General features: G+C 64.9%; 22 protein-coding genes. 1 reads left to right on the top strand and 21 read right to left on the bottom strand.

From position 1 onward, the window contains the following. Positions 1-5: 5 nt before the first annotated feature. Complete coding sequence (locus AC4D6D_RS12755) at positions 6-209, bottom strand: hypothetical protein (RefSeq protein WP_491325594.1); 204 nt, start codon at positions 207-209, stop codon at positions 6-8. Continuing rightward, positions 202-573, bottom strand: a complete 372-nt coding sequence (locus AC4D6D_RS12750) for a hypothetical protein (RefSeq protein WP_491325593.1) — start codon at positions 571-573, stop codon at positions 202-204. The genes AC4D6D_RS12755 and AC4D6D_RS12750 overlap by 8 nt, the downstream gene beginning before the upstream one ends. Positions 574-653: 80 nt before the next feature. Here AC4D6D_RS12750 and AC4D6D_RS12745 point away from each other — a divergent pair, with 80 nt between their 5' ends. Then, entirely contained in the window at positions 654-833 is a 180-nt protein-coding gene (locus tag AC4D6D_RS12745; RefSeq protein ID WP_491325592.1) for a ribbon-helix-helix protein, CopG family, read from the top strand. Here AC4D6D_RS12745 and AC4D6D_RS12740 read toward each other — a convergent pair whose 3' ends face one another. The 19 genes from AC4D6D_RS12740 to AC4D6D_RS12650 form a co-directional block, all read right to left on the bottom strand. After that, positions 834-1,280 carry a hypothetical protein gene (locus AC4D6D_RS12740; RefSeq protein ID WP_491325591.1) on the bottom strand — a complete coding sequence of 149 codons (447 nt, stop codon included), beginning with the start codon at positions 1,278-1,280 and terminating at the stop codon, positions 834-836. Continuing rightward, complete coding sequence (locus AC4D6D_RS12735; protein WP_491325590.1) at positions 1,273-1,602, bottom strand: hypothetical protein; 330 nt, start codon at positions 1,600-1,602, stop codon at positions 1,273-1,275. The genes AC4D6D_RS12740 and AC4D6D_RS12735 overlap by 8 nt, the downstream gene beginning before the upstream one ends. 20 nt (positions 1,603-1,622) lie before the next feature. Further along, a complete protein-coding gene (locus tag AC4D6D_RS12730) occupies positions 1,623-1,985 on the bottom strand; it encodes a hypothetical protein (RefSeq protein ID WP_491325589.1) in 363 nt (120 codons plus the stop codon). After that, the gene (locus tag AC4D6D_RS12725) at positions 1,985-2,422 is read right to left on the bottom strand and encodes a hypothetical protein (RefSeq protein WP_491325588.1); all 438 of its coding nucleotides are present in this window, start codon (positions 2,420-2,422) and stop codon (positions 1,985-1,987) included. The genes AC4D6D_RS12730 and AC4D6D_RS12725 overlap by 1 nt, the downstream gene beginning before the upstream one ends. Positions 2,423-2,425: 3 nt before the next feature. Continuing rightward, on the bottom strand, positions 2,426-2,821 hold the full coding sequence (gene gp17 / locus AC4D6D_RS12720; protein WP_491325587.1) for a tail completion protein gp17: 396 nt from the start codon (positions 2,819-2,821) through the stop codon (positions 2,426-2,428). Beyond that, positions 2,818-3,141: a phage head completion protein gene (locus AC4D6D_RS12715; RefSeq protein ID WP_491325586.1), complete on the bottom strand. Its 324-nt coding sequence runs from the start codon at positions 3,139-3,141 to the stop codon at positions 2,818-2,820. The genes gp17 and AC4D6D_RS12715 overlap by 4 nt, the downstream gene beginning before the upstream one ends. Next, positions 3,138-3,683, bottom strand: a complete 546-nt coding sequence (locus AC4D6D_RS12710) for a head-tail connector protein (RefSeq protein WP_491325585.1) — start codon at positions 3,681-3,683, stop codon at positions 3,138-3,140. The genes AC4D6D_RS12715 and AC4D6D_RS12710 overlap by 4 nt, the downstream gene beginning before the upstream one ends. A gap of 2 nt (positions 3,684-3,685) precedes the next feature. Further along, positions 3,686-4,042, bottom strand: coding sequence for a hypothetical protein (locus AC4D6D_RS12705; protein WP_491325584.1), 357 nt, complete (start codon positions 4,040-4,042; stop codon positions 3,686-3,688). 89 nt (positions 4,043-4,131) lie between these two features. Next, a complete protein-coding gene (locus tag AC4D6D_RS12700) occupies positions 4,132-5,421 on the bottom strand; it encodes a phage major capsid protein (protein WP_491325583.1) in 1,290 nt (429 codons plus the stop codon). A 90-nt stretch (positions 5,422-5,511) separates the two neighbouring features. Next, on the bottom strand, positions 5,512-6,138 hold the full coding sequence (locus tag AC4D6D_RS12695; RefSeq protein WP_491325582.1) for an HK97 family phage prohead protease: 627 nt from the start codon (positions 6,136-6,138) through the stop codon (positions 5,512-5,514). Then, a complete protein-coding gene (locus AC4D6D_RS12690; protein ID WP_491325581.1) occupies positions 6,107-7,408 on the bottom strand; it encodes a phage portal protein in 1,302 nt (433 codons plus the stop codon). Before AC4D6D_RS12690 ends, AC4D6D_RS12695 begins: the two co-directional genes overlap by 32 nt. Then, positions 7,408-9,174: a terminase large subunit gene (locus AC4D6D_RS12685; RefSeq protein WP_491325580.1), complete on the bottom strand. Its 1,767-nt coding sequence runs from the start codon at positions 9,172-9,174 to the stop codon at positions 7,408-7,410. The genes AC4D6D_RS12690 and AC4D6D_RS12685 overlap by 1 nt, the downstream gene beginning before the upstream one ends. A 1-nt stretch (position 9,175) precedes the next feature. Next, positions 9,176-9,691 (bottom strand): P27 family phage terminase small subunit, encoded by a 516-nt coding sequence (locus AC4D6D_RS12680; RefSeq protein ID WP_491325579.1) that lies wholly within the window; start codon positions 9,689-9,691, stop codon positions 9,176-9,178. A gap of 135 nt (positions 9,692-9,826) precedes the next feature. Next, positions 9,827-10,159, bottom strand: a complete 333-nt coding sequence (locus AC4D6D_RS12675; RefSeq protein ID WP_491325578.1) for an HNH endonuclease — start codon at positions 10,157-10,159, stop codon at positions 9,827-9,829. Beyond that, on the bottom strand, positions 10,159-10,410 hold the full coding sequence (locus AC4D6D_RS12670) for a hypothetical protein (protein WP_491325577.1): 252 nt from the start codon (positions 10,408-10,410) through the stop codon (positions 10,159-10,161). Before AC4D6D_RS12670 ends, AC4D6D_RS12675 begins: the two co-directional genes overlap by 1 nt. Next, a complete protein-coding gene (locus AC4D6D_RS12665) occupies positions 10,410-10,928 on the bottom strand; it encodes a host-nuclease inhibitor Gam family protein (RefSeq protein ID WP_491325576.1) in 519 nt (172 codons plus the stop codon). The genes AC4D6D_RS12670 and AC4D6D_RS12665 overlap by 1 nt, the downstream gene beginning before the upstream one ends. 31 nt (positions 10,929-10,959) lie before the next feature. After that, a complete protein-coding gene (locus AC4D6D_RS12660) occupies positions 10,960-11,124 on the bottom strand; it encodes a hypothetical protein (RefSeq protein WP_491325575.1) in 165 nt (54 codons plus the stop codon). Then, positions 11,121-11,321, bottom strand: coding sequence for a hypothetical protein (locus tag AC4D6D_RS12655; protein WP_491325574.1), 201 nt, complete (start codon positions 11,319-11,321; stop codon positions 11,121-11,123). The genes AC4D6D_RS12660 and AC4D6D_RS12655 overlap by 4 nt, the downstream gene beginning before the upstream one ends. After that, the gene (locus AC4D6D_RS12650; RefSeq protein ID WP_491325573.1) at positions 11,303-11,590 is read right to left on the bottom strand and encodes a hypothetical protein; all 288 of its coding nucleotides are present in this window, start codon (positions 11,588-11,590) and stop codon (positions 11,303-11,305) included. The genes AC4D6D_RS12655 and AC4D6D_RS12650 overlap by 19 nt, the downstream gene beginning before the upstream one ends. Positions 11,591-11,599 lie beyond the last annotated feature (9 nt).

The following is an 11,599-nucleotide window of genomic DNA, read 5'->3' as shown; positions in this document are numbered from 1 at the left end:
GGCGGTCAGGTCAGTTTCTCGAGTTCCTGGACGAGCAGCTGGAACTGCGCGCCAAGCATGATTACGGCGGCGGCCGCATCGTCCATGGTCGGTCGATTGGCGCCGGAAAGCAGCTCCTCGAGCTGATCGAGCGCGGCCTGATGCTGGCGCGCCATATCGAGGGCCGGTGCGACGCTACTGCCGACCGCGATTGCGGTGCCGCTATGCACCGCGGCGTTCCCCGGCAGGGCCGACAAGGAGCAGCGCGGCGCGGTCGAGGTCCTCGATCGAGATGTCGCCCGTGCCCACCAGTACGGCCATCGCCTCTGCCACCTGACGCGCGGCGGAACCGCGCAGCTGGGGCAGGATGGAGCGCAGAGGTTCTACGACTGTCCGGCTGACGGTGCGCCGAAGGTGCAGCGGGTGCCAGGTCGGAGCGGATCCGCGCAAGGCAACAAGTCGGCGCTGGACCAGGCTGATTTCCGTCGTGCAGTCGGCCGCCAGCTGGCGATCGCCGGTCAGGCGCTCGATCAGACGACGGAACGGGTTGGCGGGAAGGTGTGGAATGCTAGAAGCGGCCGCAGCCTGATACATGGGTCTCTCCATGTTGATGGTTAGGGCTGGGACAAGGCGGCTACCTTGCTCCAGCCCGAACTTTATGGCACACAGAAAATATGTCGTCAATAAGTGTCCCACAGAAACGTCGCGGCCGTCCGGCAACGGGGCACTCGCCCCGGATAGGTGTTCGGTTCGATGAGGGGCTGAAAGGACGGCTAGAGGCCTTCGCCGAGGCGGAAGGCGTAACGGTGTCCGAAGCGATCCGCCGCTTGGTCGAAAAGGGCCTCGACGCCTGATCAGCCCTTGCGGCCGCGCCGTTTCGAGAGGCGTTCGGCGGCCGCCTCCACGCCCGGACCAATTTCGGCCGCGAGGGTATCCAGCATGCTGTCGACGTTCGCATCCCATGCCGGTCGGGCAAAAGGCTTGGCGACCGAGCGGAACGTGCCGAACTCGCGTGGCACGCCGTTGCGGTTTGCCGTGCCGAAGAAGATCCGCACCGCTCCCTTGTCGATGATCTCGTCCCGGGCGGCATCGCGGGTCAGGCCGTTGGTGGCGATGAGCAAGGAATCGCGCAGCTTACCCTCATGGACCGGAACCAGGCGGCGCGCTTCGGCCTGGACGGGCTGAAGCGCGCGCATGCCGGCATTGATGAGCGTCTGTCGCTCGAGCGCCTCGTCGGCCAGTGCGGACAGGGCCGCGTCCAGGTCGGCGAAACCGTCGAGCGAGATTGCTTCGTCAGCCATCGCGATTCCTCGCCTCCAGTTCTGCGCGGGTGAATTTCCGGATCGACATCGGGGCACCGCGCGCTTCCATGGACTGGAAGGCGGCGAGCATCGCGTCCGGCGCCATACGGCGATCGCTGTTCTTGCGCAGATAGTGATCGAGCGGTTTCAGGCCGCCCTTCGACTGGGTAAGGCCCGCAAAAGCCCCGCCCCACCAAGCCTCTCGGAGACTCGCTTCGGCGGCGGCCGTCAGGCGTTTGCGCACGCCGCGCATGGCGAGCTGGAAGTGCAGGGGCGTCTGATGCCAGAAGCTGTCGGGATCGAAGCCGGACTGGCACCACATGACGAAGAAACGCTCGGTGGTTACAGGGCCGTTGTCGGCTTCCTCGTCCGCTTCGCTGCCGGCTTTGCCTTTCCCTCGGCACTCGGCTCTTCGGCCCGGCCGCCGAAGCGGTTCAGCAGATCGAGGATCAGCGGCGCCATGTTCTCGATGCCATAGCGGAAGGCGATCGCCAGCCCGTCTTCCTCGGTAAGCTCGGGGTGATCGGCGACCGTCAGGCACTTCACCAGGAGCGCGATCTTCGAGATCGTGAAGTCGATGCCCTTTTCGGCGAACAGGTCTACGCCCAGGTGCTCGCCCAGGGCGATCGCGCGGAAGCCGAGGCGGAAAGTGAATTCCTCACCGTCGACCGTGATGACGCTCTTCGCGTCGACCGGAGCGACCATTACGGCGTCTCCTTCTCACGCGCCGCTTTGGAAGTCGGCTTCATGGTGATGTTGAACTTCCGCTTTTCGTTCGCGACGTTCAGGTACTTGAGGTTGTAGAACAGCGCGGTGCCGCTCACGACGTAGGTGTCCTCGCCCTGCGGCAGGTGGATCTCGTACGGGATCGGCTCGTTGTTCGCCTCGGCGGCATCGAGCAGGGTGGTCGAGGGCGAGCCGAGCACGAAGTTGCCGGCGATCGTGTATTCGACGCCTTCCTTCAGCGGCTGCTTCTTGAACTCCTTCGCCTCCTCGGTGTCGAAGCTCGAGACCTCGTACAGCGTGGTGGTGAAAGAGGGTAGCTCGGGGATGTCGTCGACCTCTGCGACCTTGGTCAGGACGCCGCTGGGATTGAGGTGCAGCTGAGAGCCGTGACCGGTGGTCACTTCAGAAATGGGCATGGGTTACTCCTTTCCGTGCCAGATCGTGGCATCGATGGCGTGGCAGTGCTGGAAGGCGGTGGCGGTATCGTCGCCGCGGTCGAGCACGTTTTCGATTTCGGTATGGTCGAACCGGGTGTCGCCGACGCGCGCGTACGGCGCGATCGCGGTGACGACGTCTTCGCGGAGCGCGACCGTCTCGTCGTAGGAGCGACCATAACAGTCGAGCTGGATCCGCGTGTCGCGCAGCGCGTGGAAGCCCTCGAGGTGCTGTGGGCGCGGATCCGAGATGATGGTGAGGACGATCGCCGGGATCGGCCCGTTCTGCGGCCGGATCCGCCAATAGACGGAGGTTCCGACCCGCGCGCCGATCGCGGCGTCATCGATGAGGCGGGTGCGCAGGTCCCGTTCGAAGCTCATTGCGACCTCACGGCGGTAAAGTCGATCTCCCGGCGGCCGATCGGCGAGATGCCGACGATGTCCCAGGTCTCGGCGCCGACGACGATCCGGTCCTTCAGGGTGACAGCACGGGTGAGGGCGGAAGCAAGGACGTTGAGCGTGATGGACTGCTGGCCCATTTCGGCGGCCGCTTGACGCCGCTCCTGGCCGGTTCCGTAGAACATGGCGGCCCACGGCCGGGCGATCGGCGCCCAGCTAGCGATTTCCTCGCCATAGTCGTCCTGGGCGACCGCTGCGCGCTCGATCGAGATTCGCGTGGTGCGCTTGGTGACCTTGGTCACAGCCAGATCCGATCGTTCACGAGTAGATAGTCGATGTCGGCCGAGCTGTCTTCGAACAGCGCGCGCAGTTTCAGCAGGATCGCCAGGCGAACGGCCTGGGGAATGGCGTCACCGTCATCACCGTAGCCGACCGTGACGCGGACGGTGATCGCGCCGCCGGCGGTGGACGCAACCGGCCATCGCTTGGAAGGGGCCGGCCGGGCACCGCGCTCTAGGCCGGCGCCGGTAAGCTCGTACGCCTCGGCCGCGAGCGTATGCTCGGCGCCGTTGCGATCGAGGTACGTAATCTCGTCGATCGTGACGATCGGCCCGACCTTGATCAGAGCGAGATCTTCGAAGTTGTCCGCCTGCACATCGACTACCTGGCTGATCAGCCTGGTGCCGGTAACGGACTCGATGTGATTGCGGGCACCGGCGAGCTGAAGCCCGATCTCGGTATCGAAGGTGTCGTCGGCATCATCGACGCGCAGAAACTCCTTCGCCTGGTCGAGCGTCACCGGCTCGGCCGCCGGCGGCGTAACGATGACCGGTGACTGCCACATGATCAGGCCTTCGAGGCGGCGGGCTTGGCCTGGGTGGCCTTGCTTGCGGCGGTTTTGGCGGCGGGCGTCTCGGCTGCGACCGGCGCAGCCGGTGCCGCATCGGGCTCCGCACGTTCAGTCGTTTCGGACACGGCGTCGTGCGCGGCCTTGGCATCCGCCAGTTCTGCCTCGAGACGAGCGACGCGTTCCGCCGGCGTCTCGTCGATCGCCGTGGATGCCGTCGCGTCCTCGACGACGAGCTCGGCGAACTTGGCGTCGATCAAGCGCTGCGCCTCCTTCTCGTTCGGAAAGTCCCTGACGTCGCCGGGGGCGAGCGAAACCTTTGGCCCCGAAAGGCCTGCGATCATTCTGATTTTCATGGTGAGCTCCTGGAACTTGCCTTTCCGTGCCACCGGCGCACCGGCGTCAGGAAAAGGCCCGGGCGGGAGTGACCCCGCCCGGATCTTGATCAGGCTGCGGCCTGCTGCAGGTGCTTGACCGCAGCGGCGTCCAGGAGGTCACCATCGTAACGGATGATGCCGGCCAGACCGACCTTGGGCCAGAAGCGCTCGCGCACGGTGCCGATCAGCGGCGAGCCGACCTTGCGCACGGTGTAACGGCTCATGTCGCCGAACAGGACCGAACGAGCGCCGGCGCCGATCTCGGGGACGTCGTCGTTGACCGAATAAGGCTTGCCGAGGATCTGATCGGGGGCATCGACGCGCACGTCGCCCATGGTCCACAGGAAGCGGCCTTCGCCATCCTTCAGTTTGCGGATCGCTGCCAGAGTGGTGTCGGCGAACATCCAGCGGCAGGACGGACTACGACGATACGCCGCGTTGACCGAGTGCTGCAGGTCGATCAGTTCCTCGGCCGTCAGCGCTGCGACTGCAGCTGCCAACTTGCCGCGCGCGGAAGCGGTGATGATTCCACGCGGCTGATTGACGCCGGTGCCGATGGTCAGCAACTTGTTGGCGCCCCGCCCGAGACGTTCGCCAAGCTTGCGACCGACGAACTGCTCGATGTTGAAGGCGGAGTCCTGGAGGAGCTCGAAGCTGATCTTCAGCCAGGGGGTGGCGAACACATAGGCGCTCAGGTTGGCTTCGCCGAATTCGAGATCGCCGCTGTTGTCATCGGTCAGATCGTCGCCCTCGTCCTTTGCTTCGGACGTGTTGGCGGTGTCGTCGTTCGTGGGGATATCGAACGGGTTGCCCGAGCTCGTCACCATTTCATCGGTGATGCCCGGGTCATACATCGGACCCCAATCGCGCATGGTCTCGACGATGTGGTTCGCGAGGGTGGTGGGAACGGTGTAGCCGCCGGCCGCGGGGGAGCCCGCGGTCTGCGTACGGTTCTCGACGTAGCCGCGCCGCAGGAGCGATCGCTGCTCGGGGGATACAGCGCTGACGTCGCCGCCTTCCGCCATGACCGCGTAGAAAGCGTCGCGATATTCGGTCTGCAGCTGCTCGGCCGAGCGCTCCTCGCCTTCGCCACCCTCCTGGCCGCGATGGTCGACGTTGCTGCGGCCCGGGCGATTGCGCGAGCGGCGTTCTTCTTCGGCATTTTCGGCCGCGGCAGTTCGCTCTTCGCGCTTGATCTTCAGGTCGAGCGCATCGACCTTGCCCATCACCTGGTCATGGCGCTGCTCGAGCTCGGCCGCCTTGGTGGTGTCGGTTTCCTTTTCGGCCTGGCCAAGGAGGTCGCGCGCCTCCGTGACGAGCTGGCCCCGCTCCTCGTAATACTGGGTGAGAATGGTCATCTCATGCTCCTGGAATGAAAAAGCCCCGCGCTGGCGGGGCGATCAGGGCGAGAAGCGGGTGCTTTCGCCACCTCCGGCTTGGCCGGGAACTCAGATTTTCCGTTCGGACTGCGCCAGCTTCATGCGCTTGGCAGCGATCCGGCCGGTCGCCCCGGCGCGGTTGTGCGCGCGGCGCTCCTGGCGGGCCGCGTCGAGCGATCGCAGGCCGACTTCCGTCTGCTTGTAGACGGGCATCGGGCTGTAGGTGATCTCGTAGAGCTCACCCTCGAGAATTGTCCGCTTCGGCGGATCCTGCGTGTCGTCCCACTCCTCCTTCAGCGAGCGGAACCCGAACGACATGCCAGGAATATCACCGCGATCGATCTGCACAGCGAGATCGCGACCGTCGCTTGTGTCGGGAAGCGGGTTTTCGAATGCGAGGCCCTTGCTATCCGACCGCAGGGTCAACGTGCCGGCATCCTTGCGACCGAGAACGCGCCCGGTGTCGTGGCTGTGCACCGCCAGCACGTCGCGCTCCTGGAGGGACTTGTCGAATGCACCGGGCGCGATCGTTTCGATCCAGTACCCGGCGACGCTCGCGTCCTGATTGTACAGCACGGCATAGCCGGTGGCCGTACGCACCTCGCCAGCGGCGGTCGCGGAGCGGAGCTCGAGGCCTTCGGTGAGGGCGCGGAACTCGCGCTCGTCAGTTTTCGGTTTGGTCGTCGTCGCCGGCATCGCCGCCGTTCTCCTCGTTGTCGTTGAGCGGCGGGCCGCCGTTGTGGCCCTGGCCGGGCGAAGTTCCCAGCTCGACGGTCGCGCCCTGGATGTAGAGTTTTGCGCCAGCGCCGGAGGGGTCTGGCGGCCGGTTCTCGAGCGCGCGGGCTTCATCTGGGGTCATCTGGGCAGTCTGGATTGCCCGGGCGATGCCCTCGATCCGATCCTTGAAGGCGCCGCGCTGCATGCCGTCGAGGTTGTGCTTCGCCTTGCGGCTGCGCTGGCGCTGGCCGAACAGCTTCAGGTTGAGCTCGTCTTCGAACGCCTTCGCCCACTGGCCGATCACATGCTTCACCAGCTGGAGGTCCTGCTGCTCCGTGTTGGAGAAGGTGCCTTTGGACAGATCCTGAAGGAAGACAGGTGGCAGGCCCCAGATCCGGGCGATCTCCTGGATCTGAAAGAGCCGCTGCTCGATCATCTGGCCGTTTGCAGGCTCGATGCCGATCGGCTTCAGCGCGTGACCGGGTGGCATGCCGAAGAAGGGCGCGTTCGTCCTCTTGGCATGGTCGATGGCGCGCTGAATATCCGCCTGCGCGCGCTTGAATGCGTCAATGCCCTGTGGGAGCGGCCCTTCCAACGAAAGCGGAGGAACGCCCCCGCTGGCGAAGAAGCTGCCCGCGAAATCGTTCATGGCGATGGCGAGCGAGATCGCCTTTCGAGCCAGGAAGATCGGGCTGTAGTGCCCGACCAGGTCGGATTTCGGCATGAACGACACGTCGATGATGTCGCGCGCCGGATACTCGCGGCCCTCGGAGATGAAGATCTTGCGTCCATTCCGACGCTGGATCGAGGTTTCCTTCGGATCGAGTGGCCAGATCGCGACGGGACGGACGCCCGCGCGCTCGATCCAGCTCATACCGCGGCCGCCGGTGAACACCTGTTGCCACATGTGCCGGCGCCACTCGAAGCTCGATGTCTCCTCGTTCGGAGCCTCGTTGAGCAGCATGGCCAGGCCATCGTCGACCTTTTCGCCGCCGTTGCCTCCCTCGAAGGCTTGCAGGGGCAGGCTGGCGAGAGCGCGCGACAAGAAACCGACGGCGCACATGACAGCAGGAACGCCCAGCGCGGCGTCGATCGACACCGGCGGCAGAGCGCTCCTGCTGTCGAGGGCACCCAGCATTGCCAGGAGCGCCTCGGGGTTCTCGCTCAGGCGATGGGTGGGATCCTCGATCGAACGGACTTCGCTTGCGCGCTGCGCCGCCGACCGGTGGATGTAGTCGTCGGGCGACATCACGGTTCGTTCTCCCCGTTCATACTGAAATTGGGGTCGTCCCAGGGCGAGCTCGGCTCTTCCTCTGGTTCCTTCCCGCCCATGGCGACGCCGAGCGCGCTCATCAGCGCGACCGGGTTGTCGATCTTGAGGTGTGCCTGCCCCTCCGGCTTGTTGGGGTAGACGTTGTCTTTCTTGTCGGGGGCGCCGACCACGTTGGAGATTTCCCACTCCATCACGGGGTCGCCGCCGTGGATCAGTCGCTGGGAGCGTATGAGCGCATCCAGCTCCTTCATCGGCTCGCTGAAGTTGAGCACCACCGGCCGATACTCGATCATCGGCACGCCCTTCTTTTGGAGGCGCGTGGAGAGCTGTGTTGCCTGGAACGGGTCGTAAGGCACATGCTCGACCTGGAAGCAGCTGGTGGCCTCTTCGATCGCCAGCTCGATCTCGTCGTAATCGACGATATTCCCCTCGGTGACATCGAGGAGGCCCTGCGCATCCCACCCTTGGTAGGCAGGAACGTCGGACACGGTGTCAGTCGGCAGGAAGTACCGGCCGATCCGAATGTACGGATCTTCCTTGGTTGCCTTCTCCCCGTTCGGGAGGAAGAGATACTCCAAAGCAGCGATGTCGACCTTCGATGCCAGGTCAAGCCCGAGGATGACGCGTCGGCCCTGAAGCCAATCGAGCTTGAGGGCTTCCCGTGGATCCGCGGGGATCTTTGTCCGTGCGCATTTCCGCCAGGCCTCAACGTCATAGAATGCGGCTTTCGCCGAAACCCACAGGTTGAGGTGCTTGGTCTTGAAGACGCCAGCCTTGCGCGGGGTGGAGACGGCGTCGCGCTGCCGGGCCTTTAGGAAGTCCTCGGTGACCGAAATGTCGTAGTTCGGATTGGCCTTGCGAAGGGCGTCCGCCGACTTCCAGTCGTCATCCTTGTCTATCGTGTACTCGACGAAGAAGGTCTCGTCGTCGAGCGGTGGCCCACCATTATGGCCGATGCCGGCTAGCTTCTTCTGCTCGTCGAGAATTGCCGCGTAGCAAGGTCCGGCGAGGTTATAGCCCGCCGTCGTGATGAGCACCTGCAAGGGCTGATCGCGTGCGCCCATGCCAGTCAGCATGGTATCGACCTGCCCGTCGTCGCCGTGCTCGTGGTACTCGTCGTGGATCGAGCAACTGGGCGACTGCCCGTCGCCAGGATCACCGATGATGGTCTCGAACTTGGAGGCGTCATCGACGCGCATCAGATTCTTGGCGTTCACGGTAATGGCGAAGCGTTTCAGCAATGCCGGTGTGCGCAGCGCCATGAGGCGGGCGGGGCTGAAGACTTCCCAGGCCTGCTTTTCGTTGGTGGCGCCGGAATAGACCTCTGCGCCGAACTCGTTATCGGCACAGAACATGTACAGGCCGATGCCTGCGGCCAGTGCCGACTTGCCGTTCTTACGTGGGACCACCACGAATAACCGCCGAAACCGGCGCAACCCGTCGCGCTTTCGCAACCAGCCGAACGTGCAGGCAATTATCCATACCTGCCAAGGCTCCAGCCGCAGCCTAAGCTTTTTACTGGCCCATTTTCCCTTCGAGTGCGGGAGCAACTCGATGAACTTGCACGGGCGAGCGGCTTTATCCTCGTCGAACCGATAGGGGAATTCGTCGGAGTCCTGGGCGTTCAGGTCATCCAGGAACCGGGTGCATTGCAGCAGGACGGACTTGCAGGCCGGGATTTTACCGGAGACAATGTCGCCGGCGTACTGGCGGGCGATCGCCGCGTAATCGCGCTCCTCCACATTAGAAGCCGTCGAAGTCGCCGGCTTCCGGTGGCTTCCCATTGGCGATCCGCAGGGCGGCCGCCGGGGTCAGCATAAGTTCGCCAAGAAGTGATTGGGCATGGCGCATGGCTTCGTTCAGCATCGCAACTTCCGGTCGAGCTCGCACCATCCGGGTCACTACCATCTTGCCGTTCACCTTCTTCGCCGATTCAGACGTGAAGGTGTCGCCCTCGACCTCGATCACCGCTTGGTAGCGCTGGATCTGCTCAAGCCGCTGCGCGAGCAGCGCCACGTGTTCGGCATAATGCGGGCTTGAGCGTTTCTGCTCTTCCAGGATCAGCGCGATCGACTCGAAGTGCAGTCGCGCCAGGTCGGAAAGGTGCAGTGGGCAAATCATATCGCCCTCTTTCGGCTCCTCTCCCACCGCAAGTTCGCGATCGGGGCGATCGGTGCCGGCGAGGGCTTTCAGCTCCGGGGCTTTGCGCGGCCGACCGGCACCAGGTCGGGATCCACCTCTCGACACCGGCACCTCCATCTGAAGCTGGGGGTACCGGCTGCGAGGCCGAAGCCGCGTAACTTTTTACCCTTTGAATTTGCCCGCGTGAAAATTTGGGGAGGGCGTCGGTGTCCGGCCAAATCGGCTCCAGATCCGCCCCCTCCCCCTCCCGGTTCAGGTTTCGCTTGGCGATCCTGAACGGGATCGGCCTCGTCGCGCCTCGTCGCGGGTTTTCGCGTCGTGGCACGGGTCACAGAGGCCCTGTTTGTTCTCTCGGTCGTCGCTGCCGCCCTCGGCGAGCGGCACGATGTGGTCGACGACGTTCGTGGCGACGTACTTGCCGTCCTCAAGGCAGCGCCGGCAGAAGGGCTCCTCACGGCGGACCTGCTCCCGATCGCGCTGCCCGGCGCGGCCGCGCTTGCGCTGGTCACGATGGAGCAGGGGGCGTTCCCAAGGCTGCGGCTCTCGCCAGCCCGGCGGGCGGAACCGTGGGTTCTGGGTAGGCATCAGCCTATGTCGACGCCGAGCTCGTGCAATTCGGCGTCGATCTCGTCCTTACGCGCTCGCAGCCCGACCAGCAGCTCGGCATGGAGCGCCTTGAGGAGTACGCCGCCCACCGGGACGTCGCCGACGAAGACCCGGAACGAATGCGCCAGCGGCGCGCCGTCGATCGATAGGGTGGCCGTCGCAATCAGGAACTCGACGGTCTCCCGAGCAGTGATGAGCTCGGCGGCCTGCTCGACTTCGGAGGCTTTCATCAGGCGACGGCGGCGACGGTGCCGTCCTGTTCGGCGCGTTCGACGAAGAACGTCTCGGTGCCGTCGCTCTTCGACAGGCCGAGGGCCTTGAGCTTCTTGCCGTGCTCACCGGCTATCGCCTTGAGGATCGCGGTCTTGTCGAGCTTCGTCGTCACCCGAAGCAGGCCCTCCGCCCAAGTCCGTTTCTGGAGCTTGGCGACGATCGCCGCCTCGTCGCCGTCTATCGCGACGCTGGCGCGGCCGGTGCGGGTGCCGACCATGCAGCCGCCAAGCTGGACGGACTTGCGCTTGCCGCCGGTGAGGGCGGCAGTGGCCTGCTTCCACCATGGCTCAAGCTTCGAGCGGATCTCGTCGCACTCCTTGATGAGTGGTGCCAGGCTCTTGTCCGCCTCGGCGTTCGCCGCAGCGATGGCGTCGTTGCGGGCATTCTCGAGCAGGTCGATCGACGCCAGCAGCTGGGCGAACCGTTGCAGCAGCACGGTTGCCGCCTGGTCAGTCTTGGGGGTGCGGATGGACATCAGGCTCTCCAGCTGTTGGATGTCGGAAGGGTCAGCGGCTCGGCGCCGGCGGAAGATCGAGGAGCGCGACCGGCTGAGACTTGCGACCTTTGCCGATCTCGATGATCGCCTGTCTCAGCCACCTAGCCGAGACGGTGATGGTGGCATTGTCATGCGCGTCCCCGACAATCTGCAGGGCCTTATCGAGATCGATCACGAGCGTTTTCCTCGGGAAGTTCGGAAGGCGGACTTGAGGCCGCCAGCGATGGAGTGGGTGCGCTCCTCGAGCTCGTCGTAATGACGGGCATCACGGACGCCGCTGCGGACTTCGGCCAGCACCTGGTCAAGTTCGCTTTGCTGCTCGTCGAGCTGTGCCTCGAGGCTCAGCCGGCGCGTTACGCGGGGACCGCGCACGACCTGTGGCTCTTCAAGACGATCGGCTTGCGGTAGCTGGGATCGTCGGACCTGGACGGCTTGGGCAGGCGGTAACGCTTCGCGAAGGGCAAAGGAGGCAGGGCGCGTGCCACTGTGGCTCGCGCCTCGATGTCGGCAAGGCGGGGCGTCATGTGCAGCGCGATCGCGCGGGCGAATGCGACCTGAAGTGCCTTGGCGATGCGTGCGTTGCCGATGGGGGTAAAGCCGAGCGGCCGGCGACCGTTGGCATGTTCGCTGCGCATCTTCACTTGAGCAAT

It is taken from the genome of Novosphingobium sp. BF6 (assembly GCF_058273105.1).
The sequence above is the reverse complement of the archived record's forward strand: the minus strand, read 5'-3'. Positions and strand labels throughout refer to the sequence as shown.